At 59.1% G+C, this 24,130-nt stretch carries 19 protein-coding genes; 10 read left to right on the top strand and 9 right to left on the bottom strand.

From position 1 onward, the window contains the following. Window positions 1–27: 27 nt before the first annotated feature. The 4 genes from RBB76_RS09395 to arsM all read right to left on the bottom strand — a co-directional run bounded on the left by RBB76_RS09395 (window position 28) and on the right by arsM (window position 4,369). Entirely contained in the window at window positions 28–1,221 is a 1,194-nt protein-coding gene (locus tag RBB76_RS09395; protein ID WP_429634654.1) for an NAD(P)/FAD-dependent oxidoreductase, read from the bottom strand. Window positions 1,222–1,253: 32 nt separating this feature from the next. Further along, the gene (locus RBB76_RS09390; RefSeq protein WP_429634655.1) at window positions 1,254–2,543 is read right to left on the bottom strand and encodes a class I SAM-dependent rRNA methyltransferase; all 1,290 of its coding nucleotides are present in this window, start codon (window positions 2,541–2,543) and stop codon (window positions 1,254–1,256) included. A 498-nt stretch (window positions 2,544–3,041) separates the two neighbouring features. Further along, complete coding sequence (locus RBB76_RS09385) at window positions 3,042–3,446, bottom strand: arsenate reductase ArsC (RefSeq protein ID WP_429634656.1); 405 nt, start codon at window positions 3,444–3,446, stop codon at window positions 3,042–3,044. Window positions 3,447–3,460: 14 nt separating this feature from the next. After that, the gene (gene arsM, locus RBB76_RS09380; protein ID WP_429634657.1) at window positions 3,461–4,369 is read right to left on the bottom strand and encodes an arsenite methyltransferase; all 909 of its coding nucleotides are present in this window, start codon (window positions 4,367–4,369) and stop codon (window positions 3,461–3,463) included. A 78-nt stretch (window positions 4,370–4,447) separates the two neighbouring features. On the opposite strand from arsM, the gene RBB76_RS09375 reads away from it, so the two are divergent. The 5 genes from RBB76_RS09375 (at window position 4,448) to RBB76_RS09355 (ending at window position 9,230) form a co-directional block, all read left to right on the top strand. Next, a complete protein-coding gene (locus tag RBB76_RS09375) occupies window positions 4,448–4,858 on the top strand; it encodes an ArsR/SmtB family transcription factor (RefSeq protein WP_429634658.1) in 411 nt (136 codons plus the stop codon). Beyond that, window positions 4,858–5,973: an ACR3 family arsenite efflux transporter gene (gene arsB, locus RBB76_RS09370; protein WP_429634659.1), complete on the top strand. Its 1,116-nt coding sequence runs from the start codon at window positions 4,858–4,860 to the stop codon at window positions 5,971–5,973. The genes RBB76_RS09375 and arsB overlap by 1 nt, the downstream gene beginning before the upstream one ends. Window positions 5,974–6,006: 33 nt before the next feature. Further along, a complete protein-coding gene (locus tag RBB76_RS09365) occupies window positions 6,007–6,480 on the top strand; it encodes an IS110 family transposase (RefSeq protein WP_433963490.1) in 474 nt (157 codons plus the stop codon). Continuing rightward, on the top strand, window positions 6,477–7,091 hold the full coding sequence (locus tag RBB76_RS09360; protein WP_433963543.1) for a transposase: 615 nt from the start codon (window positions 6,477–6,479) through the stop codon (window positions 7,089–7,091). The genes RBB76_RS09365 and RBB76_RS09360 overlap by 4 nt, the downstream gene beginning before the upstream one ends. A 771-nt stretch (window positions 7,092–7,862) precedes the next feature. Then, window positions 7,863–9,230, top strand: a complete 1,368-nt coding sequence (locus RBB76_RS09355; RefSeq protein WP_429627689.1) for a DNA polymerase domain-containing protein — start codon at window positions 7,863–7,865, stop codon at window positions 9,228–9,230. 22 nt (window positions 9,231–9,252) lie between these two features. On the opposite strand, the gene RBB76_RS09350 is transcribed toward RBB76_RS09355, so the two are convergent. The 3 genes from RBB76_RS09350 to RBB76_RS09340 form a co-directional block, all read right to left on the bottom strand. Continuing rightward, the gene (locus RBB76_RS09350) at window positions 9,253–10,338 is read right to left on the bottom strand and encodes an ATP-dependent DNA ligase (RefSeq protein WP_429627690.1); all 1,086 of its coding nucleotides are present in this window, start codon (window positions 10,336–10,338) and stop codon (window positions 9,253–9,255) included. 263 nt (window positions 10,339–10,601) lie between these two features. Beyond that, the gene (locus RBB76_RS09345) at window positions 10,602–13,124 is read right to left on the bottom strand and encodes an ABC transporter permease (RefSeq protein ID WP_429627691.1); all 2,523 of its coding nucleotides are present in this window, start codon (window positions 13,122–13,124) and stop codon (window positions 10,602–10,604) included. Window positions 13,125–13,331: 207 nt separating this feature from the next. After that, window positions 13,332–14,630 (bottom strand): winged helix-turn-helix domain-containing protein, encoded by a 1,299-nt coding sequence (locus RBB76_RS09340; RefSeq protein WP_429627692.1) that lies wholly within the window; start codon window positions 14,628–14,630, stop codon window positions 13,332–13,334. A 65-nt stretch (window positions 14,631–14,695) separates the two neighbouring features. On the opposite strand from RBB76_RS09340, the gene RBB76_RS09335 reads away from it, so the two are divergent. Continuing rightward, window positions 14,696–15,868 carry a hypothetical protein gene (locus RBB76_RS09335; protein ID WP_429627693.1) on the top strand — a complete coding sequence of 391 codons (1,173 nt, stop codon included), beginning with the start codon at window positions 14,696–14,698 and terminating at the stop codon, window positions 15,866–15,868. A 65-nt stretch (window positions 15,869–15,933) separates the two neighbouring features. Here the strand turns inward: RBB76_RS09335 and RBB76_RS09330 are convergent, their stop codons facing one another. Beyond that, window positions 15,934–17,577: a VWA domain-containing protein gene (locus RBB76_RS09330; protein ID WP_429627694.1), complete on the bottom strand. Its 1,644-nt coding sequence runs from the start codon at window positions 17,575–17,577 to the stop codon at window positions 15,934–15,936. Between the two features lie 82 nt (window positions 17,578–17,659). After that, window positions 17,660–18,598 (bottom strand): bifunctional helix-turn-helix transcriptional regulator/GNAT family N-acetyltransferase, encoded by a 939-nt coding sequence (locus tag RBB76_RS09325; protein ID WP_429627695.1) that lies wholly within the window; start codon window positions 18,596–18,598, stop codon window positions 17,660–17,662. Between the two features lie 126 nt (window positions 18,599–18,724). Between RBB76_RS09325 and RBB76_RS09320 the strand changes: the two genes are divergently transcribed. The 4 genes from RBB76_RS09320 to RBB76_RS09305 all read left to right on the top strand — a co-directional run bounded on the left by RBB76_RS09320 (window position 18,725) and on the right by RBB76_RS09305 (window position 24,110). Continuing rightward, complete coding sequence (locus tag RBB76_RS09320; protein WP_429627696.1) at window positions 18,725–19,255, top strand: cupin domain-containing protein; 531 nt, start codon at window positions 18,725–18,727, stop codon at window positions 19,253–19,255. A gap of 92 nt (window positions 19,256–19,347) precedes the next feature. Then, window positions 19,348–19,692: a PadR family transcriptional regulator gene (locus RBB76_RS09315; RefSeq protein ID WP_429627697.1), complete on the top strand. Its 345-nt coding sequence runs from the start codon at window positions 19,348–19,350 to the stop codon at window positions 19,690–19,692. Beyond that, the gene (locus tag RBB76_RS09310; protein ID WP_429627698.1) at window positions 19,689–22,343 is read left to right on the top strand and encodes an ADOP family duplicated permease; all 2,655 of its coding nucleotides are present in this window, start codon (window positions 19,689–19,691) and stop codon (window positions 22,341–22,343) included. Before RBB76_RS09315 ends, RBB76_RS09310 begins: the two co-directional genes overlap by 4 nt. A 90-nt stretch (window positions 22,344–22,433) precedes the next feature. Next, on the top strand, window positions 22,434–24,110 hold the full coding sequence (locus tag RBB76_RS09305; protein ID WP_429627699.1) for a S10 family peptidase: 1,677 nt from the start codon (window positions 22,434–22,436) through the stop codon (window positions 24,108–24,110). Window positions 24,111–24,130: the final 20 nt, after the last annotated feature.

Here is a 24,130-nt window from a genome sequence, read left to right as displayed (position 1 = left end):
GTACCAGGGCATCGATAGGCGGGTCCTTCATGCTGACTGTCCGGCATTTGCTCCGGAAGCCCACGCCCATTGGAAGTTGTATCCACCCAACCATCCGGTTACGTCGACGACCTCGCCAATAAAGTAAAGACCTGCGACTTTACGGCTTTGCATCGTCTTTGCATTGAGTTCGGCGGTGTCCACGCCCCCCACCGTGACCTCAGCTTTGGCGTAGCCTTCTGTTCCTGCTGGCGTAAGGTGCCATGCATGGAGCTGTTGTTCCATCATGGTCAGAGACGCATTGGTCCAGTCATCGGGGGGATGGATAGAGATCCATCGTTCGGCCATACGCGCTGGCAACACAGTGCGGATGGCGTTGATTGCTGCTGCGGTATCTCGTCGTGCGCTTCGCAAGAGGAGTGGGGCCATCACATGTGTATCTGGCGCGAGATCAAGTGATACCGTTTCGCCGGGGTGCCAGTAGGAAGATGCCTGCAGGATCGCGGGACCGCTTAGTCCGCGGTGAGTGAATAGCATCTTCTCGCGGAAGCTACTGCGCTGACGTCGTATTCCAGCTGCAGCTACGACCTCGGCCGAGACACCAGCAAGGTCGCACCATTGTTCGCGGTCTTCGGCGCTGAAGACCAGGGGTACCAGGCCAGGCCGGCACTCAACGATGCGCAGGCCGAACTGTTCGGCCAAAGTATAGCCGAGGGCTGTTGCGCCCATCTTTGGGATGGAGAGGCCGCCGGTGGCGACCACCAGGGACTCGGACTGGAATACTGTGTCGGGTGTGTGGACCTGGAACTGCTCGCTGCGGTTGACGGAGATGATGTTGGTGCCCACGACAGTGCGGACATTGGTTTCGGCGCACTCTCGCTCCAACATCGTGACGATGTCGTGGGCGGAGCGATCGCAGAAGAGTTGGCCTAGAGTCTTCTCGTGGTAGCGGATGCCGTGTTTTTCTACCATGGCGATTATGTCGGACGGAGTGAACCGGGCCAGCGCAGATTTTGCGAAGTGGGGATTTTCTGAGAGAAAATTTTCTGCGCGGCAGTGGATGTTTGTGAAGTTGCAGCGGCCTCCGCCGGAGATGAGGATTTTTTTTCCAACGCGCTCGGCGTGATCGAGCAGGACCACCCGGCGTCCGCGCTTTCCGGCTTCAATGGCGCACATCATTCCGGCTGCGCCCGCGCCCAGTATTACGACATCAACCTTCTGCACGTGCGATTTGTTTGGCATTGCTTTTTTTGGAAGCTTCGTTGCTTGGTTTTCTACCCCACCCGGCATATGAGGCACTTAAGGTAGCTGGTCTCGGGGAGGGTTAGGATGGCGGGGTGGTCGGGGGCGGCGCCCCGGGTCTCGAGGAGCTGGACTCGGCGGCCGGTGTCGGAGGCGGCGGCGGAGACGACCTCGGTGAACTCCTGCAGGGGGACGTGGTGGGAGCAGGAGCAGGTGATGAGAGTTCCGCCGGGGCGGAGCATCTTCATGGCGCGGAGGTTGAGCTCCTTGTAGCCGCGCATGGCGCCTTCGGCGGCGCGCTTGGACTTGGCGAAGGCGGGTGGGTCGAGGACGATGGTGTCGTATTGCTGGTCGGTGGATTCGTACTCGCGGAGGAGTTCGAAGGCGTCGGCTTCGATCCAGTCGACCTTCGCTGGAAGCTCGGGGTTGAGTTCACGGTTGCGGTCGGCTACTTCGAGGGCGCTGCGGCTGGCGTCTACTCCGGTTACGTGGCGGCAGTTCTGGGCCATGTGGAGGGCGAATCCACCTTGATAGGTGCAGATGTCCAGCGCTTTGCCAGTTGCGTAGCGGGCGGCTGCGGCGTAGTTGAGGCGCTGGTCGAGGAAGGCTCCCGTCTTCTGGCCGGAGCCAGCGTCGAAGTGAAAACGGAGGCCGTTGATGGTGAAGATGGTGGTGAGTTGTGGTGATTCGGTGGTGTTTTGGTGGAGTGGACCTGGTGCTGGATGGGCGAGTTGTTCGAGTTCGCGGATCTTTGGGTCGGGGCGCTCCCAGAGGGTGATGCCCCCGGTGTCGGGACGGAGGTGTTCGCGGAGGACTTCGGTGAGTACTTGGCGGACGTCGTCCTGGGCGGTGCCCTGGGTGAGGAGTTGGAGGATGACGAGGTCGTTGTAGCGGTCGGTGACGATGCCGGGGAGGCCGTCGGCTTCGGAGAAGATGAGCCGGCAGGCGTCGTCTTCCATGGACTCGGGGGCTACTTCGTCGCGGAGGGCGAGGGCGGCGAGGACTCGTTCGCGAAGCTGGTCGAGGTAGGTGGTGCGGGGGAGTGCGGCTTCGTTCGAGACGATTCTTACGGCGATCTGCGAGGCTGCGCTGTAGAGGCCGGTGCCGAGGGGGATGCCTCGACTGTCCATGACCGTGATTAGGGCTCCGGGCTGGATGTCGGTGGCTCCGACTGGAGGGACCAGAGACTCTATGTCCGAGCGGTAGACCCAGAGGTGTCCGGCTCGGAGCCGGTCTGCGGCGCGGCGGGTGATCGCTGCTGCTGGTCCGTGCGGCTGGGCCGCTACGACTCGCGGGGCCCGATCTTCTACTTTATTAGGCATCTTTTCATGGTCGCATAGCGTTTGTGCCTGCTGACCCCTCCCCCCTCCCCCTTGGGGGTATTTTGTACGGAAGTTGTTTTGTTTCAGTCGTTTGGCGAGGGGCGGTGTCTGTAGAATATTGATTCTAAGTGGGTTGCGTGCAAAATACTTTGAATCAACGAGTTACGGGATCACTAGGAAAGGTCCCTGGCTTAGTTTGGGGGCCTTTTATTTCTCTCCTTCCAGTATAGCGGTTGGAGGGTAACTGATGCGCCACGCGAATGCGCTGGATTGACGCGGGGATTCGTGGTTTTGGGGCTTGACAGGTTTGTTGGTTGAAATCTGAGTTAGTCGCCGAGAGTCTGGGGCGCGACGAAGCCTGGGAGAGAGCGGTTCGCGCTATGCGCGAATGCCCACATCTCAGAATCGAGATATGGCGCACCCGGCAATTATCTTCCTCGATGAGTGCATCGGCGATGATGCACTCATCGATATCGCAGAGGACGAGAAGCGCGTTTGTCAGGACTCATTTAAGTCTTCATTGACGAGAAGCTTTTGCACACGCCTTCTGACTTCATCACGTATCACACGGACCTCTTCAATGGGCTGCCCCTTGGGGTCGGGAAGCGGCCAATCATCCCGGCGCAGACCCGGAACGTAGGGGCATTTATCGCCACACCCCATTGTGATGAGGAGGTGAGCATCCTGCGCCAGATCATCCGTGAGCTTCTGTGGCTTAGCATGGGTAAGGTCGATGCCCACCTCCTTCATCACAGAAAGCACTTCGGGATGGATGCGCTCGCCTGGCTCCATCCCAGCCGAGATAGCCTCAACCTTCAGTGAATTTGCCAGTTGATTGAAGAACGCGGCAGCCATCTGCGACCGCCCGGCATTATGTACGCAAGCGAATATCACTTTGAGCATGTCGTCTCCTCTGCTTATGAACAGCAGTTAGACCCACAGCACGGCGCCGGAGCGACGGTAGTGACTTTAGGCTTGGTCGCATAGACCTTCACGCTTGCCGCCGCTGCGTTCACGTCGTACTTTCGCAAGAGGTCAGACAGCACCTCGTGAAGCGTGGCGGACTGCGTATCAGGTGCGGGAGTGCAGCATGATCCTTCATCCATCGCCGGGGAGCAACAGCCGGATTGGTTCTCCACGCTTGCGTAGGCATTGAGGTCTGCCCCGCTGTCCACAATCTCGACATGATCGAATCCAGCAGCCAGCAGGCCGGTGCGGTAGTCATCAATCTTAACGGCGCCCCCGATGCAGCCTACGTATGCGGCCATGCTACGGGCAACAGCCTCAGGCAGCTCCGCTTTGAGCGCGATGTCACTAACCGCAAGGCGTCCACCCGGCTTGAGAACACGAGCAATCTCACGGAACACGGCGGGCTTATCCGGCGCAAGATTCAAGACGCAGTTCGAGATGACGCAATCGACCGAGGCATCGGGTAGGGGAATACTGTCGATTGTGGATTGGTAGAACTCTACATTGGTGTATCCACCCGCCTCTGCGCCCGCCCGCGCCCGCTCGATCATTGCCGGAGTCATGTCGATACCAATCGCGCGGCCTTTCTCCCCAACCATTTTCGCCGCGAGAAAGACATCGAGGCCGCCACCGGAACCAAGGTCGACGACAACCTCACCGGGCCGAAGGTGCGCCGTCGCCGTGGGGTTGCCACATGACAAGCCCATGTTCGCCTCTGCCGGTATGGATGTCAGTTCCTCTGCCGAGTATCCGAAGGCCTCCGCCACAGCCTTTACGCCTGCGTGGTTGTTGGAAAGCGTGCTCTCTGCGACCGCGCCGTACTTCGATCGCACCGAATCCAGTATCTCTTCTGCCATGCCATCACCCCAGGCAACACATTCGCCAAAGTGAATATATCCATTGCTAACGTATTCGTCAACGCGTATATATAAAGCATGGCTCGAAAAGCTCAATTCGACATGCAACAGTTCTTTCAGGCGTTAGGGGATAACACCCGTCTCCGGCTGCTCAACCTGATGGGAGAGCAAGAGGTTTGCGTCTGCTATTTCGTGGAGATACTTGGTAGTCCCCAGCCGAAGATCTCTCGTCATCTGGCATACATGCGTAACGCAGGCATCGTCTCCGCCAGGCGCGAGGGAAAGTGGATGCACTATCGCATCGTCATGCCCCCGCACCTTGGGGCAACGCAGATTCTTCGGCAAACTCTCGATTGGCTGAAGGAAGAAAAGGCAATGCAGGCAGACAGGGCGCGACTCACTAAGGCTTGCTGCTCCCCTGCAAAGTACGATCTTGATGGCGCTCCATTGCCTACGGCTGTGCCTGAGGAATGCTGCGAGGCTTCCTAATGGCAAGGACACCCACCCAGTCGACACAGGGCCGCGTCTGCGGTCCGGCCCAACGTAAAAAACTCTCTTTCCTGGATCGCTTTCTAACCCTCTGGATATTCCTTGCGATGGTGTTAGGCGTGAGCATCGGGCATTTCATCCCTGGTTCGGCTGCCTTCGTCAACCACTTTCAAACCGGCACGACAAACATCCCTATCGCCATTGGTTTGATAGTGATGATGTTCCCGCCGTTGGCGAAGGTGCGTTATGAGAAGTTGGGTGAGGTGTTCCGCAATAAGCGCCTTTTGGGGCTGTCGCTTGTGCAGAACTGGCTTATCGGTCCTGTGTTGATGTTCGCGCTCGCCGTGATCTTTCTACGGGATGAACCGGCCTACATGCGCGGCCTGATCTTGATTGGCATTGCCCGTTGCATCGCGATGGTGCTGGTGTGGAATGAGCTTGCCGAGGGTGATACGGATTATGTCGCCGGATTGGTCGCGATCAATAGCGTCTTTCAGGTGCTCTTTTACAGCGTCTATGCATGGGCATTCCTGACCATTCTTCCCCGCTGGTTCGGACTGCAAGGAAGCGTCGTACAGATTGGCATCGGCCAGATAGCAAAGAGTGTGGGCCTGTATCTAGGGGTGCCGTTTGCGGCGGGGTTCCTCACCCGCTTTGCGCTCATCCGGACCAGAGGTGAGGAGTGGTACCGAATGCGGTTCGTGCCCCGTATAAGCCCGCTGACGCTACTCGCGTTGCTCTTCACCATCCTTCTCATGTTCTCCCTGAAAGGCGACTTGATCGTCCGCCTTCCGTTGGATGTGGTGAAGATCGCCATCCCGCTGGTGGTGTATTTCCTGGTTATGTTTCTGCTCAGCTTCTGGATGGGAAAACGGCTGGGAGCCGACTACGCACAGTCCGCAACGCTGTCGTTCACCGCTGCCGGGAACAACTTTGAACTTGCGATTGCGGTGGCGGTCGCGGTATTTGGGTTGAACTCTGGGGAGGCGTTCGTAGGGGTCGTGGGGCCATTGATCGAGGTTCCGGCTCTCGTCGCCCTAGTGAATGTTGCATTTTGGCTGCGTCGCAGACTCTTTAGCGATTCTGTCGCAGATGAGTACCGGCAAATGGGATGAGCAGGTCTTTCGAAACGGAGAGAGACTATTCCCATGAAGAAGCCAGGGCAGCACCTCATCGCTGAAGTTCCACGCAGGCAAGCCAAGGTTGAGATGACGATCGGCATTGATCTTGGCGATGTCTGGAGCCATTACTGCACCCTCAACCAGGACGGAGGAGTGGTCGACCGTGGCCGCTTCAGGACCACTCCGAAGGCGATCGAGAAGTGGTTCACCGACGTGGCTCCAGCGCGGGTCGCGATGGAGGCTGGGACACACTCGATCTGGATCAGCGCACAGCTGCAGGAACTAGGACACGAAGTCATCGTGGCGAACGTCCGCGAGTTGCGGGCGATCTCGCACAGCGACCGGAAGAGCGATCAGGTCGATGCTGAGAAGCTGGCGCGTTATGCTCGGCTTGATCCGAACATCCTCCGGCCTATCGCCCACCGCACCGTCCAGCAGCAAGAGGCTCTCACTCTGGTTCGTGCGCGAGCTCTGCTGGTGCGACTGCGTACGCTGCGGTGAACGCCGTTCGTGGTCTGACGAAGTCCTGCGGCTATCGTATGCCGGCCTCCGCCACAACCTGCTTTGCTCAGCGCAGCCTCGCCGTTATGCCGCCTGGACTGGCACAGGCGCTCGGCCCGGTGCTCCAGCAGATCGCGGACATGACGCTGAAGATCAAGCAGTACGATCGGCAGATCCAGCAACTCGGCCAGACCGAGTATCCGGAGACGCAAGCTCTGCTGAAGGTTCACGGCGTCGGCCACCTCACCGCCCTGACCTTCGTGCTGACGCTCGGCAGCAAGGAACGGTTTGGGCGAAGTCGCGATGTCGGTTGCTATCTTGGCCTACGACCTCGTCGAAGTCAGTCCGGAGACCATGATCCTCAACTTGGCATCACCCATGCCTGTAACGCATACCTCCGAAGTCTGCTGATCGAGTGCTCCAACCACATCCTCCGACCGCACGGACGAGATTCTGCGCTTCGACAGTGGGGTCTGCACTTAGCTGCTCGAGGTGGCAAGCAGGCCAAGAGCAAGGCCATCGTTGCCGTCGCGCGCAAGTTGGCCGTGTTGCTTCATCACCTCTGGAGCACCCAAGAGCCGTACATGCCGTTCTACGAACAAGCAGCCTGAGAGATCAACATGTTTACCCGTTGCGACGACACCGTGTTCCGATGACTGCGAGCCGACTTCGGCCTTCGAGGCCGACCGATAAATGGCAGCATCGACTCTCCTCTCGAACCCCAACCTGCACCGAGCTTGCATCAAGACAGCTCATCCAGAGTGCGAATAGAAACACGGTGGAGAGCAACGAAACCAAGAACAATAACAAAAGCAAAAGACCTATGAAGGAAAGAGCAAAGAACGAACCTTGACACCAGTGACCTGCTCATAGAAAGTCGGCTTCCTGGAAGCAATCGACCCAGGCGTTCTGGAATGATGAGAGCAGGCCAATGCACTATTGAGCTCGGATCGGACTACTCGGTGCGGAGGGCTTGCATGGGTTCGATGGAGGCGGCTCTTCGTGCGGGGAGGACTGCGGCTAGTGTGACCATGACTGCGGCTAGAAGGACTGCTCCGGCCAAGGCGAGGGAATCGGATGCGGGTACGCCGTAGAGCTGGCTGCGGAAGAGTCGGGCTAGCAGGACGATGGCGGGGAGGGCTAGTGCGATGGTGGCGATGTGGATTATCTCGTGGACTCGGCGCAGCCGCGAGATGCGCGCTCCTCGCGCTTGGATCGCAACGCAGCGGTGTCGCCAGGCTCATAGGATCGTCTTCGGTAAACGTCTGCATCTATTGGGGACAAATACATTTGCCGGGATTGAGCCGGAATCGCTAACTTGAATGGAGTTATTGGAGACGTGACGCTTACAGAACGCATCACATTTGATCGGTGAGGTTGTGATGGCGAAGGTAGACGACGCGGAGTTGCTGGAGGTAGATGGCCGCATGGTGCGCGTCAGCAGCCCGGCTAAGCCATACTTCACCCGCGGCGTGCAGCTCACGAAACTCGATATCGTCCGCTATTTTCTGGCCGTGGCACCGGGTGCGCTGCGCGGCATTGTGGATCGTCCGATCGTTCTGAAACGCTTTGTGAATGGCGCGGAGGCAGAGCCCTTCTACCAGAAGCGCGCACCGAGCGACCTGCCGGAGTGGATGCGTACGGTGACCCTGTCGTTCCCTTCGGGGCGTACGGCCGAGGAAGTAGTCGTCGATGATGCGGCTGGCCTCGCGTGGATCGTCAACCTCGGCTGTATGGAGCTGCATCCGCACCCGGTGCGCACCGGAGATCTCGATCATCCGGATGAGTTGCGGGTAGACCTTGATCCGCAGCCCGGCGTGGTCTGGACCGATGTACGCGCGGTGGCCATGGAGGTGAAGGCTCTTCTTGATGAGCTTGGCCTGGTAGCGTGGCCGAAGACTAGCGGGTCACGCGGCATCCACATCAACGTACGGATAGAGCCGCGGTGGAGCTTCATCGAGGTACGCCGGGCGGCGCTGGCGCTGGCACGCGCGGTGGAGAAGCGCTGTTCGCTGGCGAGCAGCAAGTGGTGGAAGGAAGAGCGTCATGGAGTTTTTCTGGACTACAACCAGAACGCAAAAGATCGCACCACTTGTTCGGCCTATTCGGTAAGGCCACTCCCCGATGCGCGTGTGAGTACGCCGCTACGGTGGGATGAAGTGATGACGTGCGATCCTGCCGACTTCACCGTGTTGACGATGCCAGATCGCTTTGCGAAGATTGGCGACCCGCACGCAGCGATGAATGAGCACGCAGGCGTGCTCGATGCGCTGCTGGAGATGGCTGCGCGCGATGAGGCAGAGGGCGTTGCCGATGCTCCGTGGCCACCGCACTTCCGCAAAATGGAGGGCGAGCCCGCGCGAGTGCAACCCTCGAAGTCCCGTAGCTCTGCCGTAAAGAAGAAGATCACAAAGGCGGAGGGAGAAGACGTTGATCCCGCGGCTGCTCCCGTTGGGAAGAAGGGTCGCCGGCAGTCTAGTATGCCGCTCATCGTGATTGCGCAGTCATCGGATAAGGCTGCGGCGGAGGCCGGGCTGGAACGCTGGAAGCAGGAGCACCCCGACGCTGCGGCACTACTGGCCCCGGATGATGTGCTGGTGGATCGTATGCGCGGTTCGGCGTATGTCTGGTATCGCATTCGCGTGAACCTGCGGCACGTACCAGAGGCATCGAGACCGGCGCAGGGCGTGCCCGATCCGGATGATGACCCAACCCGGGCGTGGCGCGATTCGAAAGAGCAGCCATCGTGAATCACTGCTTAGTGGATCGATTTCACCAGGTGCGTTCCGGGAAGATGCTCATCAACTCCTGCGGGGGAACGACCTCGAGCTGCTCGTAGGTACAGTCTTTTGTTTGCTTGTCAGGACGCCATCGCCGGAAGTGGGCGAGGTGGCGAAAGCGGTCGCCCTGCATGTGCTCATAGGCCACCTCGACCACAAGCTCAATGCGTAGCGGCTGCCAGCTCAGGTCTTTGCCTGCGCTCCATCGGGACTGGCCGCCGGGCATGCGGCCGCTCGCCTGTGCGGTCGCATCGGCCCAGTCTGCCCACGGGTGGTCAGGCAGGGCGCCTTCTCGATAGGGTGCGAGGAACTCTACCAGCTCCCTGCGTTTTGCCGCGGTGAAACTGGCACAGACCCCAACGTGCTGTAGCTTTCCTGCGTCGTTGTAGAGACCGAGTAGGAGCGAACCAACCGCAGTCCCTTCATTGTCTTTGTGCCAGCGGAAGCCGGCGACGACGCAGTCGCAGTCCCGTTCGTGCTTAATCTTGAGCATGGTGCGTTTGTCGGGTGTATACGGCCCCGCAACAGCCTTGGCGATCACACCATCGAGGCCTGCGCCCTCAAAGCGCGTGAACCAGTCCTCCGCAGTGGCGCGATCCTGCGTCGCAGGCGTCATATGCAGGGGGGCCTGCACATCGGCGAGAAGCCGTTCGAGTTCACGGCGCCTTACGGTGAAAGGCTCGTCACGCAGATCGCGATCTCCAAACTGAAGCAGGTCGAAGAAGACAACCGATGCCGGAGATTGCGCGGCGAGCGTCTTCACACGCGATGCCGCGGGGTGGATACGTAATGTCAACGCATCGAAGTCCAGACCGCCTTCACGTGCGATAACGATCTCGCCGTCCAGAACGCATCGTCGCGGCAGTTGTTGCAGCAGCGGCTCGCGGAGTTCGGGGAAGTAACGGTCGAGCGGCTTTCCGTCGCGGCTCTGAATCAGTAACTCTTCGCCGTTGCGGAAGATCACCGTGCGAAAACCATCCCACTTCGGCTCGAAGCTCCACCCCTCCGCGTCTCGGGGAAGCTCCCCAACCCGTTTCGCGAGCATGGGCAGGATCGGCGATGGCAATCGCAGCGGCACGATGTGTTGGATGCACGTTGCGCATACATTGGTGAGTTACGAACGTGACGGCGAATCAAAAAGAGCAGCAGGCACATATCGAATATGCCAGGTGCTTGAGCCTGATGCCCGTGCATCAAACACGTTTACACATAGCCGGGCTTCCACGACCTCAATACGTCATAGCAGGCCAATGCACGTATTGAGCTCGGACTAGACGCGGAGATTAGTCCTCATAAACGCGCGTCTCGTCGGTTGTCCGAAGAGTCGGCTAAGGGATAGGGCTACTCGGTGCGGAGGGCTTGCATGGGTTCTATGGAGGCGGCTCTTCTTGCCGGGAGGACTGCGGCTAGTGTGACCATGACTGCGGCTAGAAGGACTGCTCCGGCTAGGGTGAGGGGGTCGGATGCGGTGACGCCGTAGAGCTGGCTGCGGAAGAGTCGGGCCAGCAGGACGGTGGCGGGGAGGGCTAGGACGATGGCGATTGCGGCGATGAGGAACATCTCGCGGACTATGAGCATGACGACGCCGCTGCGTTGCGATCCGAGGGCGAGGCGTACGCCGATCTCGCGGGTGCGCTGCTCGGTGGAGTAGGCGAGGACGCCGTAGAGCCCGACTGCTGCGAGTAAGATCGCGAGTGCAGAGAAGCCGACGGCGAGGAGAGCGAGAGCGTGTTCGTCTGCGGCGCTGCGGTCTACCTGTTCGTCCATGGTTCGCATCTCGGCGACTACGAGGGTGGGGTCGATGCCGTGGATGGTTGAGCGGATCGGGGTTTCGATCATGTCGGGAGACTGGGTGGTGCGGGCATAGATCCTGACACTGGTTGGGTGCGGGTTCTGCGGGTAGGGGCGATAGACCGCCATTCCCATATCGGTGCGCAGATTCTGGTGTTTGACGTCGCCGACAACTCCGACGATGGTGGTGTCGAGAGGGTTGGGACTATCTCCACCTTCGGAGACCAGGTGGCCGAGCGCGTTTTGCGCGGAGCCGTAGAATCGCTTTGCGAAGGTGAGGTTTACGACGGCTACCTTGGGGGCGTCGTGAGAATCGGCTACGGTGAACTCTCGTCCGACGAGCAGCGGCTGCTTGATTGTGGCGAAGTAACCGGCGGTGATCCAGGGAGCTTCGAAGTCGGTTTTTTCTTCCTCGGTGAACTTATGGCCTTCGACGGCGAAGCCGCTGAAGTGGGAGTCTCCGGTGAGCTCGGCATCATTGGTGGCGGCGACGGAGAGGACGCCGGGGATGCGCTGCACGGCATCGAGCGCGCTGGTGAGCATGGGGACCATGCGGTCCTGTCCGTAGCCGGAGTCTGAGGGATCGAAGCTGAAGGTGGCGAGATGGGTGGTGTCGAAACCTACTTGCTGGTGGCGGAGATTGTTGAGCGTTCGGACGAAGAGGCCTGCGCCGCCGAGTAACAGCACGCTGAGAGCGATCTGCACGCCGACCGCGGCCTTGCGGAATCGCTGCGAGTTTTTGGAGGCGGTTCCGGCACTTTGGCGGAGGGCGCTGGCGAGGTCGGGGCGGAGGAAGTGGAGGACGGGGGCCATGCTGAAGAGCAGGCTTGCGAGTACGGCTACGCCTAGAGTGAAGAGGAGTACGCGGGCGTCGATGGCGGTGGAGTACGGCTCTTCGCCGGGATTGGCGCTGGTGAGAAGACGTACGAGAGTATTAGTGACGAGGGGAGCCATCAGCAGGCCGGCGGCGGCGCCCACTATGCCGAGGAGTCCGCCTTCGAGGAGAAGCTGCGAGACGATTCGGCTCTGCTTTGCGCCGAGGGCGTAACGCATGGACATCTCGCGGGCTCGGCTGGAGGCTTTGAGGAGGAGGAGGGTGGCTACGTTGATGGCGCACATCGCGACGAGCAGCCCGGCCATGCACATGAGGATGACGAGGGGTGTCTTCAGATCCATGCGCTCGGGGGCGAAGCCGGTGGAGTCGTCGAGGACTAAGAGGTACGTGTCGTCGAGGTAGAGTTTTTTGAAATGGTCGGTTTTGTTTTTGTAGAGCGACAGCTCGTACGCACGCAGAGAGTGCCATAGAGGTGCGAGCGATGCCTGGGCCTGAGTGGGAGTGACTCCCGGCTTGAGGCGACCGACGAGTGTGAGCCAGAGGGACTGGTGATTGTTCAGGTTGTCGCGGGAGACGGCGCTGGGGAGAACTGTTTCGACCATGCTGATGGGGAGGAAGGCGGCGGGCTTGTACCCTCCGATGGCGGACTGGAAGTTGGCGGGCGCGACGCCGAGGATGAGGAAGGGATGACCTTCGATGAGGATGGTCTGGCCGATGACGTCGGGGGATGCGGTGAAGCGGGTCTTCCAGTAGTCGTAGCTGAGGACGACGACTGGATTGGCGTTCTTCGCGGTGTCGTTCTGCGCGGTCATGAGCTGTCCGAGGGCGGGCCTGAGGCCGAGGAGGTCGAAGTAGTTTCCGCTGACTAGCTCGGCATCTTTATCTTCTGCCTGATTGTGCCAGGAGATGCCGGTGTTGATTCGGACGGCCGCGAGCATGCCGGAGAAGACCTGGTTTTGATCGCGGAGATCTTTGTACATGGGGTAGGAGAAGTAGTTGTTGAGATCGCCGCCGAAGCTGCTGGCCGAACCGGAGAAGCCGCCATGCCACTCGAAGCGAACGAGCTCTTTGGGGTGCTGTACGGGGAGCATGCGGAGGAGGACCTGGTCGAAGAGGGTGAAGACGGCTGCGTTGGCGCCGATGCCCAGGGCGAGGGTCAGGATGACGGTCAGGGCGAAGCCGGGGGACTTGCGGAGTTGGCGAAGGGCGAAGCGTAGATTTTGAAGAAAGGTCTGCATGGGAGGTCCTCTGGGCACACGGCTGGGCATGGAGGGAGTCGCATGTTTTTGGCCAAATGGGCTGCGCGGGAAGCGCTTTGTTTTCTTTAGATAGGGATGTCCGGGCGGCGGTTTGTGCGGGGATCTGTCCGAAAACGAAAATCTTCGTTCGCAAGTGAACAGTTTGGTGGCTTGGCGGAGGGCTTGCGAGGAGCTTTGGGGCGATTTTTAGACGGTGTATCGGTCGAAGCTTGATTGGGCTTCGTTGACGAGAGCTTGCATCGAGTCGCGTAGGGCTTTGAAGTCGGGGTGTTTTCGAAGTGGGCTGAACCAGGGGTCGGAGGTGAGGGTTTGGGGTGCGCAGACGAAGCCGGAGTGCGCCGCTTGCTTTAGGGCTGTGATGGCCAGCTCGGGTTTCTTGATTCGGGAGTAGTGGCGCGCGAAGTAGAGGAGGATTTCCGGCTCGCGATTTGTGTTCGCGGCTCTCATGAGATTGATAGCTTCCTCTGTTTTGCTTTCGAGAAGAGCTAAGAGAGAACTCATGAGGGCGATCATCAGCGGGGATAGGGGCATCTTTTCGAGCCGTTCGCGCAAGAGGGAGACTGCGCGTTTTCGATTGCCTAAAGCGGCCCAGGCTGCGGCGTCCAGGTAGTACGCGGCGCGTCCGCTGTAGGTCTCGATCGCAGAGGCGTAGTCGCCGGAGAGAAAGAGAGTGTGAGCGACGCTGGTGATGACAGCGGGATCGAGGCGGACGGCGCGGCGGTGCGCGTCGATTGACTGCGAGAGCATTCCGCGGAAGCGCAGGACCTGTACGAGACTTGCGAAGGACTCGGGTTCGGTGGGATTTTGTTGGAGACGCTCGAGGAGTCGGGTCATTGCTTGGGCTGCATGGCCTGTGTCTACCTGGACGAAGGTATAGAACTGATGGGCGGAGGCGAGGTCTGGATCGAGCGTGAATGCTCGCTGGAAGGCCGCTTGGGCCAGCTCAAGATTTGTCGATGAGCTGTCGCTGAACTTGTCTAGAAACCAGCAGCATCTGCCTAGCCAGGCCCATGCGGGCGCGAAGGTGGGATCTTCTGCGAGGCAGATCCAGTAGAGATGGCGCGCGAGGGTCATTGAGTCGAGAGAGCGTTGGGCGGTTAGCTCTTTTGCACGGGCGAATTTTTCGTAGGCGGCTGGTGCGATGCCGGGCTCTCCGGTCACGGGGAGTTCGAAGCGGTAGCCATGTTTGGAGACTGTTCGGATGGCGTCGCGGCCAACGATCTTTCTGAGGCTGACGATGGTGTTGGTGAGGTTTGCTTCGCTGACATGAACGGAGGGCCAGAGCGTTTGGATCAACTCTTGTTTGCTGACGAGATGTTCGGCTTTGCGAACGAGGCAGAGGAGAGCGTCGAAGGCTTTGGGTTGGAGCGGAATTGAGACGGCGGTTTTTTTGAGGAGACGTTCGTTGGGGTGGAGTTCAAAGTCGCCGAATCGATAGGCGGAGTTGGTCGAGCTTTGATTTTTCTTTGAAAATCCCTGTGTCATACGTTGGCTGATCTGTTTGAAAACAAGCCTACACTGCTTGCGAGTCAGAAGGCAGGAGGAGATCAATGATGCGTTTATTTACTGAGGTAGCTGGTGTACGAGGCGGCAGGTTTTCAGGCGAGAGTCGGAAGAGTTTCGGCTTGTTTGTTGCGTTGGTGTTTGCGTTGTGTGTTTTTGGCGGCGGAGCTGAGGAGGGTGTCGCGCAGACAGCGGGAGCGGCGTCAGACCAGGGGTCGCAACAAGCCGTTGCTGTGCGGGACGGGAAGAACGACTTTGATTTCAACCTGGGTGTCTGGCATACGCATATCCGGCGTGTGCTCGATCCGTTTTCGGGGTCGGATAAGTCGATGGAACTCGATGGGACGGTGACGGTTCGGAAGGTTTGGGATGGGCGAGGGCAACTTGAGGAGATTGAAGCCGATGGGCCGAAGGGTCATTGGGAAGGGATGACGATGTTTCTTTACAACCCGCAGGCTCATCAGTGGACGCAGTCGTTTATCGACAGCCAAGCGGGCGTGCTGACGACGCCATTGGTGGGGTCGTTCAAGGATGGCCGGGGCGAACTCTACTCGCAGGAGACCTTTCGTGACAAAACTGTTCTGATTCGGGGAACGTGGTCCGACATAAAGCCCGACTCTCACCACTTCGAAGAGGATTTTTCGAATGATGGCGGAAGGACGTGGGTTCCTGCTTTTATTGGGGATTTGACGCGGGAGAAACAATCGGGTGAGGCGGGAGCTTCATTGACACCGGTGAGCATGGAGCGCGTCGATGCTTCGAGTGGACAACATGATTTCGACTTCGATTTGGGAACGTGGAAGACGCACTCGACTCGTTTGCTGCATCCTCTGACGGGGTCTACGACGTGGGTGGATATGGATGGCGTCTCGGTGGTTAAGAAGGTTTGGGGAGGTAAGGCTAATCTGGCAGAGAACAAGGCAGATGGTCCCGCGGGACACGTGGAGCTGTTGTCGCTGCGATGGTTCAATCCGACGACGCATGAGTGGAATCTGGATTTTGCGACGCCTAGTGTCGGTACGCTGGGGATTCCGGGGGGTGGCGGATTCAAAGATGGACGCGGTGATTTCTATGACTATGAAGAGATCAATGGGCGGTCGGTGCTGGTGCGATTTTCTATCTGGAAGACCTCGCAGGATACGGCCCAGTCGGAACAGGCGTTTTCAGAGGACGGCGGAAAGACGTGGGAGGTTAATTGGATCAATAAATACACGCGCTGAGGAGTAAGACGACGCTGTTCGAAGCCATCTCACTGAATCGCAGAAGTGAGATGGCCTGTGGTTGGCTATGGATTTGCGGGTGCTGATGATGGTGGGTTTCCGGCGTGCTGCTGGCCGAGATTCGCGTCGACGGTTCCGATGCGGCCGGTGAAGCTGACTCGCACGACGAAGCGAACGCGGACTGCCTTGGGGTCGGGGTCGAGGGTGTAGGCGAGATCGACACCGCGTTCAATTCTTCCGGTGGGCGGCACTGTGGTTGGAGCGCTGGCGTGAATCAGTTTGGCGACACTCTTGAGCACCTTTCCTTTGCGATCGAAGGTGGTGACGGCGAGGACTAGGTCGGCGTGACGCGGTTCGGTGTCGGTGGCGGGCGACCAGTAGGTTCCGCTCGCGTCAACATGGACGATGAAGCGGTTGGGGTCGGTAGGCGAGGGTTCGAGTGTGACGGGAACGCCGTCGTAGACCATGGTGCTGGTGTCGGCGGAGATGATGTCCGTCATGAGACGGCGTGAGGGGTTGACGGGGTCGACGCGCCCGGGACCGCGCTGGAGGTAGTAGCCTTCGCGGGTGTAGACGGTGAGGCCGGGGCGGTCGATGGCGATCTTGATCTTGCGGAACTTCGAGGGGTCTAGCGAGGTGTTTTCAGGGCGGTAGGTGAGGGTGTAGAAGCTGGCGCCGTCGCGGATGGAGGTGCCGATCTCGGCGTCGACGTCATTTCGTCCGTAGAGGGTGCGGCCGCCAGTGGCTTTGGCGAGGATGTTGAATTGATATTCGCCACCGAAGGGGTCGTCGCGTCCGGCGACGCGGCCGTAGGCTTGAGGATCGATTTGAACGCCGGCGGGGTCGATGGTGTAGAGGGTGACGCGGGCGTCGCGGAGGATGTTGACGCAGTCCTGCACGGCGTTGTTGACGAGGTTTACTGTGTCGACGGGAACGCCTTCCCAGCGGACAGAGGGAAAGCCGCGACCGATCCAGATCATATTTTTGTGTCCGGGATGACCGATGACGGCTTCGGCGACGCGGCGAAGGGTGAGGAAGGCCAGGTTGATGCGGTCGGCGCGCCATTGGCCTTGTTGTGCCTGCCACGGGTAGGCGGCGAAGTGATGATCGAGAGCGGCGATGATGTCGTCTTTGTTCTGGGTGTAGTCGTGGACGACGGTGAAGTGCTGGAGGTCGACGGCGAGGAGCATCGTGGGGGTGTCGAGCTTGCCGGGCTGACGATTGAGGAATTTTTTGAGGGAGTAGCGGGCGAAGGCCATGTCCTCGAAGCGAGTGTTGAACTCGTCGAGGAGGATGATGTTGACGGGGGCGTTGGGGGCGAGGCGGTCGAGCTCTTCGGTGGAGTTGATGGTGACCTCGGGGTTGAGGGCGTGGGCGGCAGGGGCGTCGAAGTTTAGGATCTTCTCGGGCTCGTTGGCCTCGGTGACGCGGAACTCATCGCGCTTGAGATCGGTGACGATGTTGCCTTTGGCGTCGGTGACGACCATATCGAGAATGACGAGGCGGGCGTTGCGGCGGATGGTGTAGACGCCGTTGGCGTCTTTGGTGGGCTGCGGTGTGGCGGGTTGGGGCTGTGTTTGGGTTGGGGTTTGGGGCTGCGGATTTTGGGTTGGAGCTGCGGCCGATGATGGCTGTTGCGCAGGGACCGAGTGAGAAAAGCCGGCGGCGAGAGCGAAGAGGAACAGCGCGCGGAGGAGCGGGAGTTTCATGGGGCCCTCGGGCTTGATGGTGCAAACACGATATATCAATTGGTGTTACGGTCTTGGAAAAAAATTACGGTCCGAGAATGCTTCATGCTTTCAGGAGGGTTGTTTCTGAAAGATCGAGTGTCCAGGTTTGACCTAGAAGATTGTGGCCGAAGGATTGGTGTCGCTCCTCTTTGATGAGGGAGAATCCTTCGCGTTCGTAGATGTGCCGGGCGGAGGAGAGCACGCTGTTGGTCCACAGGGTCAGGGTTCGGTATCCGAGTTTGAAGAATCGCTCGACGCACGTCTTTACGAGGAGCGAACCGACGCCGAGGCCTCTGGCGGATGGCTCGACATAGAGCAATCGCAACTTCGCTGTGTGCGGGTCTTCGGTTTTCATGAGAAAGACCGACCCGACGATATTGCCGGCGGTTTCAGCTATCCACGCATCGTCGCGATTTGCGTCGTAATGCGCAACGAATTCGCCGAGGATGCGGGCGACAAGTGCCTCATAGGTCCAATCCCAGCCGTATTCGCGTTCGTAGAGAATCGCTTGCCGAGAGGTGATCCAGCCAAGATCTCCTACGCGTGGCGATCGCAGTTGAACTTTGTTTGCAGACACTTCTTCAGGTTTGAGCAGTGTTTGAATCGTCTGCATACTTGCCAGCAGTCGAGGACGATCGTCTGGCGGGATTCTCGCCAGGAGTCCTTCTACTTGCGAATTTGTGCCGCGATTTATGGCCGAAAAAAGTCGTCTTCCAGTTGCGGTCAATGACAGTAACTTCTGTTTTGCGTGTTGCGGGCTCGTCCGGCTCTTCACGAGGTTTTTTCCTCGAAAGCGAGCGACGATGCGACTGACATGTGCTTTATCCATGCCTAAGGTGCGGATGATGTCGGCGGCGGTCAACTCTTTGGATTGGGCCAGTTCGTACAGAACCCTGGCCTCGGCAAGGGACAGTTCGCTTGATGGCAGGTGTTCGGCCAGGAGGCCGATTTCTCGCGTGTAAAACCGATTGAAGCTTCGGATTTGATCGACTGTCGACATGACGTGTTTCGAGAGTAGTGTTGTCTGAGTCAACATACAACTAAATCCGCGATCGAGGCAAGTTTTCCGTCTGGTCGGCGACTAACATCTAACGTGGGAGGTAGCAGGTTAAAAGGAGAACAGATTATGGCGGCAAAGACGCAAGGAAATCCGGTAGTTCCACCCGACGATCTCAGTCGTAAGCTTGCGCTCGGTAAGGTTGAGAGCCTGCCACACATCGGCCTGGTGGGCGATACGTATACCGTCACGGTGACGGGCGAAGATACGGCGGGACGATTCTGTGTGATCGATATGCATGTCCCGCCCGGGGGCGGACCACCGCCTCATCGACACGATTTTGAGGAGACCTTCATCGTGCTGGAAGGTGAGATGGAGGCGACGTTTCGTGGGGAGAAGACGACGGTAAAGGCAGGTGAGACGGTGACTATTCCTGCGAATGCGCCGCATCGATTTCAGAATGTTTCGTCGGAGCCTGTGCGGCTGATCTGTATCTGTTCTCCTGCGGGGCAGGAGAAGTTCTTCCTGGAGGTTGGGGTTCCGGTGGCTACTCGCACGACTGCTCCTCCGAAGCCTACCAAGGAGGAACAGGCCGCTTTGAGGAAGAAGGCCGAGGAACTCGCTCCACGGTACCGCACAGAGTTTCTGCGGGAGGCCTAGAGCGGCGAGCTGACCTTGGCTGGCCCGCAGCCTTGTATTGCTTTCCAATAGAGGTGGGTGCATACTCCTATTGATAGGCAATAGGAGTGTGCATGGGTGAGAAGAAGGATGTTTGGCAGGGGACGCTGGCGTTGATGGTGTTGAAGACGCTGGAGAGCATGGGCGAGCTGCATGGGTATGGGATCGCGCGGCGGATTGAGCAGACCAGCGGGGACCTGCTTTCGCTGAACTATGGGACGCTGTATCCGGCGCTGTTGAAGCTGGAGCAGGAGGGGGCGATTGTCTCGGAGTGGGGTCTGTCTGAGAACAATCGGAAGGCGAAGTTCTATAAGTTGACGCGGGTGGGGCGGAAGCAGATTGAACGTGAGACCGACAACTGGGAGCAGACGACGGCGATTCTGGCCCGGTTTTTGCGGGGAACGGAGGATCCGGCATGAAGAAACTGCGTGCAGCGCTGAGGCGGTTTGCCGGGATGTTTTCGAGCGGGCGGCGGGAGGAGGAGTTTGCCAGCGAGCTTGAGGGACATCTGCAGATGCATATCGACGACAATATGCGCGCGGGCATGACGGCGGAGGAGGCGAGGCGCGATGCGCTGGTGAAGCTGGGAGGGATGGAGCGGACACGGCAGGCTTATCGGGAGCGAGGTACGGCGCCATTCTTTGAGATGCTGTGGCAGGATCTTCGCTTTGCGTTGCGGCAGCTGACGAAGAATCCTGGGTTCACGATTACGGCGGTGTTGATGCTTTCGCTTGGTATTGCGGCGAGCGTCGCGATCTTTGCGTTTGTGGATGCTGCGCTGTTGAAGCCGCTGCCTTATGAAGATCCGCGTACTCTGGCGGATGTGACGGAGAGCGTTGCAGTGTTTCCGCATGCGAATCTGTCTTATCTCGATTATCTCGACTGGAAGAAGATGAATCACAGCTTTCGTTCGCTGGATGTCTACACGGGGGCGGGTTATCTGTTGGATACGCCGTCCGGAGTGGAGCCGGTGACAGGGCTGCGAGTGACGGATGGGTTCTTTCACACGTTGGGGGTTGTGCCTTTGCTTGGGCGAGACTTCTACTCGGGGGAGGATCTGCTGAGTGCTCCGCGAACGGTTATTTTGAGCTACGCGGCGTGGCAGAAGCGGTTTGGCGGCAAGAAAGAGATTGTTGGGCAGAGCGTTTCGTTGAGTGGGACACCGTACGTGGTTGTGGGCGTGTTGCCTGACAGCTTTGAGTTTGCGCCTCGCAACAATGCGGAGTTCTGGACCACGATGCATGCCGGGGGGACGAACACGTGTGACCTGAGACGGAGCTGCCATGGGTTAGTGGGGGTTGCGCGGCTGAAGGATGGAGTTTCGATTGCGGCGGCGCTTGCGGACACGAAGGCTATTGCGCAGCAACTGGAGCGGCAGTATCCGGACTCAAACCGCGGGCAGGGCGCGGCGGTTCAGTCGCTGACGGAGGCGTTTGTTGGAGATATTCGTCCGATTCTGCTTCTGCTGCTGGCGGGTGCGGGTCTGCTTCTGCTGATCGCGTGTGTGAATGTGGCGAGTCTGCTGCTGGTGCGATCGGAGAGCCGGAGGCGGGAGATCGCGGTACGGGGTGCGCTGGGTGCTTCGCCGCTGCGGCTTGCGCGGCAATTTGTAACCGAAGGTGTTCTGCTTGTGTTTGGGAGTACGTTGCTGGGGCTGGTTTGTGCGGTGTTTGCTTCGCAGGCGTTGCTGGGGCTTATCCCGAAGGAGATGCTGCCCCATATGCCGTACCTGCGCGGAGTCGGGCTGAACTTTCATGTTGTTTGTTTTGCGGCGGCGATTGCGGTGATGGCGACGGCGATCTTTTCGCTGACGCCGATTGTGCAACTGTCGTTCGGCGAGATGCGGGAGGGGTTGACGGAGGGCTCGCGGGGCTCGGCGGGCTTGCTTTGGCGGAAGGTTGGCGCGAATCTTACGGTGCTGGAGCTGGCGATTGCTACTGTGCTGCTGGTGGGTGCGGGATTGCTTGGCAAGAGCTTCTATCATCTGCTGCATGTTGAGTTGAACTTTCAGCCTGATCACCTGGCGACGCTTTCGGTTGCATTGCCGGAGAAGGTCTATGCGAAGGATGAACAGATAGTGGCAGCGCGGAGACAACTTCTGGATCGCATCTCGGCGTTGCCGGGCGTGACCTCGGCAGCTACGACAAGCCAACTGCCAGCGACGATGAATGGCAATACCGATTGGGTACGATTCGTTGGCCGTCCGTATAACGGCGAGCACAATGAAGTGAACGAGCGGGAGATCACGGCGAATTTCTTTACGACTTTGAAGACGAAGTTGATTCGTGGGCGATTCTTCAACTCGGATGAAGACGCTACAAAGCCTCGTGTGGCGATCATCAATGAGGCGTTTGCGAAGCTGTATTTTCCTGGTCAGGACCCACTGGGTGCGAGGATGGGCGATACGACGTTGTCGCCTAAGTCCATCAGGGAGATTGTTGGGGTGGTGGACGATCTGCGCGAGTCATCGCTCGATGAGCAGACTTTGCCGGCGGTGTACTATCCCGCGGATCAAAGCCCTGACGTGTACTTCAATCTGATTGTTCGGACGAGTCAGGATGAGAGGGCGCTGTTGCCTACGCTTGTCTCGACGATTCACCAGTTCGATCGGGGTATCGGCACGTCGGAGGAGTCGACGATGATGATGAATATCGATGAGTCGGAGACGGCTTATCTGCACCGGTCGTCGGCGTGGCTGGTGGGAGGGTTTGCGGCGCTGGCTTTGTTGCTGGGGATGATTGGGCTGTATGGAGTGATTGCGTATTCGGTGGGGCAAAGGACGCGGGAGATTGGCGTGAGGATGGCGCTGGGCGCGCAGAGGGAGATGGTGCAGCGGATGATTATGAGAGAGGGTGGGAGGCTGGCGGCTCTGGGAATTGTGGTGGGTCTGGTGTGCTCGCTGGGTCTGACGCTGACGCTGCGGAGCATGCTGTTTGGCGTGCAGACGTGGGATGTGGGGACGTTGGCGGGGGTGGCTCTTCTGCTGGTTGCGGCGGCTCTGGTGGCTAGTTACGTTCCGGCGCGGAGGGCGGCGTCGATCAATCCCGTGGAGGCTTTGCGGGCGGAGTAACGAGTTTCGCAGGAGAGGATTCTGTAAAAGCAACAGGGATAGGTGGATATACTTCTCGCACTGGGAAATCTGGCTTTGGAGCGTGTGAGGATGTTGAGGAAACTCGTTTGGAAGGGTGTGTCTTGCGGTGTGCTGATGGCTGTCGCTTTTGCGATGGCGGCGGCGGCGCAGGAGAAGAAAGACAGCGATAAGAAGAAGGATCAGAAGCTGGTGGTGACGGGGACGCCGGTGGTGGAGGCTGCGGAGCCGCCGGCGGACTCGACGACAGAGGGTTCGGTGACGGTGGGCGGGGAGAAGATTGCTTATCGTGCGGTGGCGGGCACGCTGACGGTGGGTTCGACGGACTCGCAGGACGCGACGCTGGGGATGGATGGGAAGATGCTGCCGGATACGGGGGAGAAGGCGCCGGATCCGGAGAAGCCTGAGGAGGCGCCTGCCACGGCGCGGATGTTTTATGTGGCGTACTTCAAGAAGGATGCGCCCACGGGACGGCCTGTGACGTTTTTGTATAACGGCGGGCCGGGGTCGGCGACGATGTGGCTGCATATGGGTTCGTTTGGGCCTAAGCGCGTGGTGACGACCGATGCACAGCATGATGAAGGCGCGCCGTACAAGATCGTCAATAACGACTACAGTCTGCTGGATGTGAGCGATGTGGTCTTTATCGACGCGCCGGGGACTGGTTTCAGTCGCATTATGGGCAAGGATAAAGAGAAGGAGTTCTGGGGCGTGGACCAGGATGCGCATGCGTTCGATCGGTTCATTCGCAGGTTTCTGACGAAGTTCAATCGATGGAACTCGCCGAAGTATTTATTGGGCGAGAGCTATGGGACCCCGCGGAGTGCGGTGCTATCGGCTGATCTGCAGAACGTGGACTTGAACGGGATCATTCTGCTGTCGCAGATTTTGAGCTTCGATAACAGCATCGATGGACCGAAGTGGAATCCTGGGGTCGATCAGGCGTATGCGCTGGGGCTGCCTACATTTGCGGCGAGCGCCTTTTATCATCACAAGCTGCCGACGCAGCCTGCGGCGCTGGAGCCGTTTCTGGCCGAGGTGGAACAGTATGCGCTGGGCGACTATATGAGCGCGCTGCTGAAGGGGTCGGAGCTGCCTGAGGCAACGAAACAGGCTGTGGCGGAGAAGCTGCATCAGTATACCGGGTTGCCGGTGGCGTATTTAGTGAGAGCGAATCTGCGGGTGTCCGGGGCCGCGTTCAGCAAGCAACTGCAGCTCGATGATGAGACGACAACGGGGCGGCTGGATACGCGGTATAAGGGGCCTGATATCGATCCGTTGAGTTCGGATGCGGAGTATGACCCGCAGAGTAATGCGATCTCGTCGGCTTACACCGCGGCGCTGAATCAGTACATGCGGACGGATTTGAAGTATGGCGAGAACCAGACGTATAAGCCTGGAGCCTATGCGGACGCTGACTTTTCGTGGGATCTGCGGCACCAGCCGCCGGGGGGACCGCCGGCCAATCAACAGGAGGGCGGGACGAATGTGATGCCGGATCTCGCCTTTACGATGAAGTCGAACCCGAAGATGAAGGTGATGCTGGCAGGTGGATACTACGACCTGGCGACGCCTTACTTCGAGGGCAAGTTCGAGATGCATCATCTGCAGATTCCGCAGAAGCTACAGGCGAATATCAGCTATCACTACTACCAGAGCGGCCATATGGTGTATGTGAATGAGGACGTGCTGAAGCAGTTCCATTCGGATGTGGCGGCGTTTATCCGGGGGACGGAGGACGGGAAGTAGTTGGGTTTTGTCGATCGAGT

This window comes from Tunturiibacter psychrotolerans (assembly GCF_051013365.1).
Taxonomy (GTDB): domain Bacteria; phylum Acidobacteriota; class Terriglobia; order Terriglobales; family Acidobacteriaceae; genus Edaphobacter; species Edaphobacter psychrotolerans_A.
This window is presented reverse-complemented; position numbering and strand designations above follow the sequence as displayed.

What these genes read in the sequence shown, in the direction of transcription:
- RBB76_RS09325 (WP_429627695.1), bottom strand. Translation starts at nt 18,598, where the DNA reads ATGTCGACAGTCGATCAAATCCGAAGCTTCAATCGGTTTTACACGCGA.
- RBB76_RS09355 (WP_429627689.1), top strand. Translation starts at nt 7,863, where the DNA reads ATGGCGAAGGTAGACGACGCGGAGTTGCTGGAGGTAGATGGCCGCATG.
- RBB76_RS09310 (WP_429627698.1), top strand. Translation starts at nt 19,689, where the DNA reads ATGAAGAAACTGCGTGCAGCGCTGAGGCGGTTTGCCGGGATGTTTTCG.
- RBB76_RS09305 (WP_429627699.1), top strand. Translation starts at nt 22,434, where the DNA reads ATGTTGAGGAAACTCGTTTGGAAGGGTGTGTCTTGCGGTGTGCTGATG.
- RBB76_RS09375 (WP_429634658.1), top strand. Translation starts at nt 4,448, where the DNA reads ATGGCTCGAAAAGCTCAATTCGACATGCAACAGTTCTTTCAGGCGTTA.
- RBB76_RS09335 (WP_429627693.1), top strand. Translation starts at nt 14,696, where the DNA reads ATGATGCGTTTATTTACTGAGGTAGCTGGTGTACGAGGCGGCAGGTTT.
- RBB76_RS09345 (WP_429627691.1), bottom strand. Translation starts at nt 13,124, where the DNA reads ATGCAGACCTTTCTTCAAAATCTACGCTTCGCCCTTCGCCAACTCCGC.
- RBB76_RS09395 (WP_429634654.1), bottom strand. Translation starts at nt 1,221, where the DNA reads ATGCCAAACAAATCGCACGTGCAGAAGGTTGATGTCGTAATACTGGGC.
- RBB76_RS09385 (WP_429634656.1), bottom strand. Translation starts at nt 3,446, where the DNA reads ATGCTCAAAGTGATATTCGCTTGCGTACATAATGCCGGGCGGTCGCAG.
- arsB (WP_429634659.1), top strand. Translation starts at nt 4,858, where the DNA reads ATGGCAAGGACACCCACCCAGTCGACACAGGGCCGCGTCTGCGGTCCG.
- RBB76_RS09365 (WP_433963490.1), top strand. Translation starts at nt 6,007, where the DNA reads ATGAAGAAGCCAGGGCAGCACCTCATCGCTGAAGTTCCACGCAGGCAA.
- RBB76_RS09340 (WP_429627692.1), bottom strand. Translation starts at nt 14,630, where the DNA reads ATGACACAGGGATTTTCAAAGAAAAATCAAAGCTCGACCAACTCCGCC.
- RBB76_RS09390 (WP_429634655.1), bottom strand. Translation starts at nt 2,543, where the DNA reads ATGCCTAATAAAGTAGAAGATCGGGCCCCGCGAGTCGTAGCGGCCCAG.
- RBB76_RS09315 (WP_429627697.1), top strand. Translation starts at nt 19,348, where the DNA reads ATGGGTGAGAAGAAGGATGTTTGGCAGGGGACGCTGGCGTTGATGGTG.
- RBB76_RS09320 (WP_429627696.1), top strand. Translation starts at nt 18,725, where the DNA reads ATGGCGGCAAAGACGCAAGGAAATCCGGTAGTTCCACCCGACGATCTC.
- RBB76_RS09330 (WP_429627694.1), bottom strand. Translation starts at nt 17,577, where the DNA reads ATGAAACTCCCGCTCCTCCGCGCGCTGTTCCTCTTCGCTCTCGCCGCC.
- arsM (WP_429634657.1), bottom strand. Translation starts at nt 4,369, where the DNA reads ATGGCAGAAGAGATACTGGATTCGGTGCGATCGAAGTACGGCGCGGTC.